The 5,412-nt window shown below is 48.4% G+C and carries 5 protein-coding genes, 4 tRNA genes and 1 other RNA gene; 8 read left to right on the forward strand and 2 right to left on the reverse strand.

Annotated elements, in window-relative coordinates:
- The first annotated feature begins 481 nt into the window (after positions 1 to 481).
- Both murB and birA read left to right on the forward strand, forming a co-directional pair.
- Positions 482 to 1,519 (forward strand): UDP-N-acetylmuramate dehydrogenase, encoded by a 1,038-nt coding sequence (gene murB / locus AC1RKG_RS24720; protein ID WP_020828751.1) that lies wholly within the window; start codon positions 482 to 484, stop codon positions 1,517 to 1,519.
- Entirely contained in the window at positions 1,516 to 2,478 is a 963-nt protein-coding gene (birA, locus tag AC1RKG_RS24725; RefSeq protein ID WP_046374700.1) for a bifunctional biotin--[acetyl-CoA-carboxylase] ligase/biotin operon repressor BirA, read from the forward strand. The genes murB and birA overlap by 4 nt, the downstream gene beginning before the upstream one ends.
- Positions 2,479 to 2,523: 45 nt before the next feature.
- Here birA and coaA read toward each other — a convergent pair whose 3' ends face one another.
- Positions 2,524 to 3,474 carry a type I pantothenate kinase gene (coaA, locus tag AC1RKG_RS24730; protein ID WP_020828749.1) on the reverse strand — a complete coding sequence of 317 codons (951 nt, stop codon included), beginning with the start codon at positions 3,472 to 3,474 and terminating at the stop codon, positions 2,524 to 2,526.
- Between the two features lie 220 nt (positions 3,475 to 3,694).
- On the reverse strand, positions 3,695 to 4,243 hold the full coding sequence (locus tag AC1RKG_RS24735; protein ID WP_020828748.1) for a GNAT family N-acetyltransferase: 549 nt from the start codon (positions 4,241 to 4,243) through the stop codon (positions 3,695 to 3,697).
- 398 nt (positions 4,244 to 4,641) lie between these two features.
- Between AC1RKG_RS24735 and AC1RKG_RS24740 the strand changes: the two genes are divergently transcribed.
- The 6 genes from AC1RKG_RS24740 to AC1RKG_RS24765 form a co-directional block, all read left to right on the forward strand.
- Positions 4,642 to 4,717: transfer RNA gene (locus AC1RKG_RS24740), tRNA-Thr, on the forward strand.
- A gap of 24 nt (positions 4,718 to 4,741) precedes the next feature.
- A tRNA-Tyr gene (locus AC1RKG_RS24745) sits at positions 4,742 to 4,826 on the forward strand.
- A gap of 46 nt (positions 4,827 to 4,872) precedes the next feature.
- A non-coding RNA gene (locus tag AC1RKG_RS24750) (RtT sRNA) lies at positions 4,873 to 4,987 on the forward strand.
- 37 nt (positions 4,988 to 5,024) lie between these two features.
- Positions 5,025 to 5,099: transfer RNA gene (locus AC1RKG_RS24755), tRNA-Gly, on the forward strand.
- A 6-nt stretch (positions 5,100 to 5,105) separates the two neighbouring features.
- A tRNA-Thr gene (locus tag AC1RKG_RS24760) sits at positions 5,106 to 5,181 on the forward strand.
- Between the two features lie 109 nt (positions 5,182 to 5,290).
- The coding region (locus AC1RKG_RS24765) for a GTP-binding protein (RefSeq protein WP_004957728.1) at positions 5,291 to 5,412 on the forward strand (122 nt) is incomplete at its 3' end.

The following is a 5,412-nucleotide window of genomic DNA, read 5'->3' on the forward strand; positions in this document are numbered from 1 at the left end:
GTCTCCCCATGCGAGAGTAGGACACTGCCAGGCATCAATTAAGCCAAGAGGCCATCCGCAAGGATGGCCTTTTTGCTATGTCCGAAAGAAAAAAGGCGCAGCCAGGCTGGGCCTTGTTAGCCGATAATCTGCACTTTCCTACGAATAAATTCCTGCCAGTTATATTCGCGATTATAAATATGGTTAATGTTTAAAAAACATAACTGTTTTCAGATGAATGTAAATCAGCCCTAATTGGATTGGTTTGGCTCTCAACAATAAGCGCACCCACCAGGAAAAACTTTTATTAATCACCTTAACCATTATCTCTAATGTATTACCTAATTAATTTATATAGAAATTACCTTATAAAACAATTAGAAATATTTCATCTATGGATGATCTCCAGATAAAAGCAATATCAATGAAAACAAATATTAGTCTGACGTACCGAATCGAGTAGACTAGGTGGAGGTTCATTTCCGTATAGGTATTTATCGTTATGTCTACTGAAGGCGCGTCATTAAAAAACCACAATACCTTTGCGCTCCCGGTCAACGCAGCGCATCTGGTCATTGCCAACACTATCGAATTAATGATCAAGGTTTGGCAGAAAACGCAGAAGCGCCAAGAGCCGCTGCTGGTACTCGGTGAAGGAAGTAACGTCCTGTTTCTTGAAGACTTTGCCGGTACGGTCATGATCAATCAATTGAAAGGCATTGATATTAGAGAAGAAAAGGATGCCTGGTTCCTCCACGTCAGCTCAGGTGAAAATTGGCATGGCCTGGTTTGTCGGACCCTGGATATCAGCATTCCTGGCCTGGAAAATTTGGCTCTGATCCCTGGCCTGGTCGGTTCTGCCCCCATTCAGAATATCGGCGCCTATGGCATCGAGCTCAAAAGCGTATGTGACTACGTTGATCTATTGGATCTGAGTACGGGAGCTATCGATCGCATTTCAGCGTCAGATTGTGGGTTTGGCTACCGTGAAAGCATTTTCAAACATCATTTTCAGAAGGGGCACATCATTGTTGGCGTAGGCTTGCGCCTGAACAAACAATGGAACCCGATGCTTAATTATGGCGAGCTGGCAAAACTGGATCCGCAAACGGTGACCCCACGTCAGGTCTTTGATTCAGTGTGCGCCATGCGTCGCAGTAAGCTGCCGGATCCTAAGGTGATGGGTAATGCCGGTAGTTTCTTCAAAAATCCGTTGGTCAGTAGTGAAAAGGCCGCTGCGCTGATGCTCGAATATCCTGGTATGCCGCATTACCCACAGCAGGATGGTCAGGTGAAGCTGGCAGCTGGCTGGTTGATCGATCAGTGTGAGCTGAAAGGTTATCGTATTGGCGGTGCGGCGGTACATAGTCAACAGGCGCTTGTTCTGGTTAATGTGGATAATGCCACCAGTCAGGACGTGGTCACCTTGGCACGCCATGTGCGTAATACCGTAGCGAAAAAATTTGATGTCTGGTTAGAGCCAGAAGTACGCTTTATCGGTAAGGATGGCGAGTTGAATGCCGTAGAGGTTCTGTCATGAAGGATACCAAAGTTCCCCTCAAGCTGATTGCAATACTGGCCGATGGTGGTTTCCATTCAGGCGAGCACCTTGGTGAATTACTGGGGATGAGCCGCGCAGCCATTAACAAGCATATACAGACCATCCGTGAGTGGGGCCTGGACGTGTTTACCGTACCCGGAAAAGGCTACAGTCTGCCTGCTCCAATCCAATTGCTGGATGCCGAACGTATTCTAAGCCAATTGGCAGATAAGCGTGTCACCGTGCTGCCGGTCGTGGATTCTACCAACCAATACCTATTGGAGCGTATTGCTGAGCTGCAGTCGGGTGATGCCTGTGTCGCTGAGTATCAGCAAGCTGGACGTGGTCGACGTGGACGCCAATGGATATCTCCATTTGGCGCCAATCTCTATCTTTCAATGTTTTGGCGCCTCGAGCAGGGGCCTGCCGCCGCAATGGGTCTGAGCCTGGTGATTGGTATAGTGATGGCCGAAGTGTTGCAAGGCCTCGGCGCGCAGGATGTCAGAGTCAAATGGCCGAATGATTTATATCTTAACGATCGTAAGTTGGCTGGGATCTTGGTCGAATTAACAGGGAAAACCGGTGATGCGGCACAGCTGGTCATCGGTGCAGGTATCAATTTGGCGATGCGTGAAACTAATGCCAATGCCATTAATCAAGGCTGGATAAACCTGCAGGAAGCGGGGATTAATATCGATCGCAATGAGCTGGCCGCGACCTTGCTTAATGAGCTACGCCAATCGCTGCGTCAGTTTGAGATTGAGGGTTTGACTCCCTTTATTTCACGCTGGCATGCGTTGGATAACTTTATTGACCGGCCTGTTAAGCTATTAATCGGTGAGCAGCAAATATTCGGCACTGCTCGCGGTATCGATCAGCAAGGGGCATTATTGCTTGAGCAAAATGGTGTTATTAAGCCATTCATTGGCGGGGAAATATCGCTACGTAGTGCAGAGTAAATTATTATTAATAAGGGGCTCTTAGGCCCCTTGTCGCTAATGAAATTACTTTCTCAAACGAACGCTCTCGACTGCATGATTAGCGCTTTTGGTCATAATCAGGCTCGCACGTTCGCGTGTTGGAAGGATATTTTCCTGTAAATTCAATCCATTAATTTCATTCCACAGCTGAGTGGCTATATTAACAGCCTCAGGTTCTGGCAGCTTGGAATAGTTATGGAAATAAGAATCAGGATTAGAAAACGCTCCCTGACGGAATTTAAGGAACCGGTTAATGTACCAGGACTGTAACAGTTCTTCCGGTGCGTCGACATATATAGAGAAATCAACAAAGTCAGAAACAAATACGCGATGCGGATCATGAGGATAGTCCATACCGCTTTGTAAAACGTTGAGCCCTTCCAAAATAAGAATATCCGGCTGCTCGATGACTTTATTTCCTTCAGGAACAACATCATAAATCAAGTGGGAATATACCGGAGCAGTGACGCGTTTGGCGCCGGATTTCACTTCAGAAACGAACTTGACCAGGCTGTGCATATCGTAAGACTGCGGGAAACCTTTTTTCTTCATCAGCCCGCGTTCGTTCAACACTTTATTGGGATGCAGGAAACCATCAGTGGTGATCAGCTCAACGCTACGGTGTTCCGGCCAACTGCTGAGCAATGCCTGTAATAAACGTGCGGTGGTACTTTTGCCTACGGCAACGCTGCCGGCGATGCCGATAACGTAGGGGATTTTTTGTCCATCGGTTCCGAGAAATTGCTCGAGTACGGCCTGACGGCGCAGGTTGGAACTGATATAGAAGTTCAGCAACCGCGACAGCGGCAGATAAATCTGAGCCACCTCTTCCAAAGAGAGATCTTCGTTAATCCCTTTCAGTTTAACAATCTCTTCTTCTGACAGTGTCAGCGGCACCGAATCTCGCAACGCAGCCCATTGGGTACGATCGAACTGAAGATAGGGCGTCGCTAAAGATTGATCTCTTTTTATCATAAGCCAAATTCTGCCTGTTAACGCAGGTTGGGAAAGGCGCCGGACGCCAACTCCAGATAATAAACAAGCTGCATATTATAGACAGCTTCGTTTTTGGCGTAGACTTTTTTCGCAAAAGTTATCGATTGGCGGCAGTTTATGTCAATTGTGAGAAGCGGCGCGCAGTTGATGGCAGAGGCGTTGCAAAGCGGTATCGCTAGGAAATGATACCGCTTTCATGCTAGCTGGCGATGGCTGGGGAGGTTTGGTTAACCGCGAACAGGCGCTTGTAGTAAATGACCGTCGGGTGATAGTAGCCATCGGGTGCGGCGGCATAGTCGGGTAACTCTCCGAGGCAGCGATAGCCCAATGAGCGATACAGCGCCTCTGCAGCGGAACCTGCCTGCGTGTCGAGATAAAGCAGGCCGCGCTGTTGCTGAAGTGCTGACTGTTCCAATGCTTTCATCAGGGCTTGTCCGACACCGTTACGACGTGCCCGGCTGTGGACTAATAGTTTTTGTACTTCAGCCCTGTTGCGTCCATTCGGTTTCTGGCACAGCTCCAGTTGTACTGTGCCAATGACGCCGCGCTCGTCTCTGGCAATCCACAACAACAGCTCTCCTTTGGCCAAGGCAGGCCTCAGGCTGTGGAAGTAACTCTCGGCGTCTTCATGCGGGATCAGTGTGTCGTAGCCCACTGAGGCCCCATGCGTTACCGCATCGGTCAACAGGCGAGCCAGTTCATTTCGGTAAATGGGCAGCGTGGCGGCATTAATCAGGACAATTTTCATCGGTCATTCCTCCTGGGTGAGGGGGTAATGAAGACAAGCAATAATTGCGCCAGAGCGGTGGTGGGTGCTGTGGCAGCGAAAGCGGTGAGAAATAATGATAGTTGATGTCATTACGTGGGGCACTCATCCCTTTTTTGGTGCATCGATATCACTCACAGTTTCCTGTTTTGGGTTTACGGATTTGAGATAACGGGCACGGGGAAAGAAAGGGTCAATACTTGCAAAAAGTGGATTAAATTGTAGAGAATGATGCCTGCAGTTGATGAATCTTTGCACGCTACGCGCAGTAAATTGCAAGACACCGTGCAAAATTGGGTGATTTGTGAGCGAAAGTGCAACTAACGCAATTTTTTTGTTGCATAGGTCGTCCGGTCTACCTAGAATGCGCTGCACTTGATGCCGGCTTAGCTCAGTTGGTAGAGCAACTGACTTGTAATCAGTAGGTCACCAGTTCGATTCCGGTAGCCGGCACCAATCAAGTCACAGTAGTTAAAATCTGGTGGGGTTCCCGAGCGGCCAAAGGGAGCAGACTGTAAATCTGCCGTCACAGACTTCGAAGGTTCGAATCCTTCCCCCACCACCATATCTTGCCTTAGGCAGTTAACTGGCCAGCGATAATCTCGCAACGGTTGACTTGCAGAAGGAGAAGGCGAAAGCCTTCGCAAGGTTCGAGTTGTACAGCGCATAGCGCAAACAACTCGAAGGGTGAGAGTTAAGCGATAAACAATCCTTCTCCTCCCTTAAAATTCTACAGAAAAGTCAGGTAGCCGAGTTCCAGGATGCGGGCATCGTATAATGGCTATTACCTCAGCCTTCCAAGCTGATGATGTGGGTTCGATTCCCACTGCCCGCTCCAAGATGTGCTGATATAGCTCAGTTGGTAGAGCGCACCCTTGGTAAGGGTGAGGTCGGCAGTTCGAATCTGCCTATCAGCACCACTTCTTATTATCTCGCCCCCTGATTTTCTTTCTGTTCTGGATTCAACAAGCAAATGCTTGGTTGATGTGGTGATACCACCGATTTATCCGTGTCTTAGAGGGACAATCGATGTCTAAAGAAAAGTTTGAACGTTCAAAACCGCACGTTAACGTCGGTACTATCGGCCACGTTGACCACGGTAAAACTACCCTGACTGCAGCAATCACCACCGTTCTGGCTAAAACCTACGG

This window comes from Serratia sp. GW822-FHT06D09 (assembly GCF_058799515.1).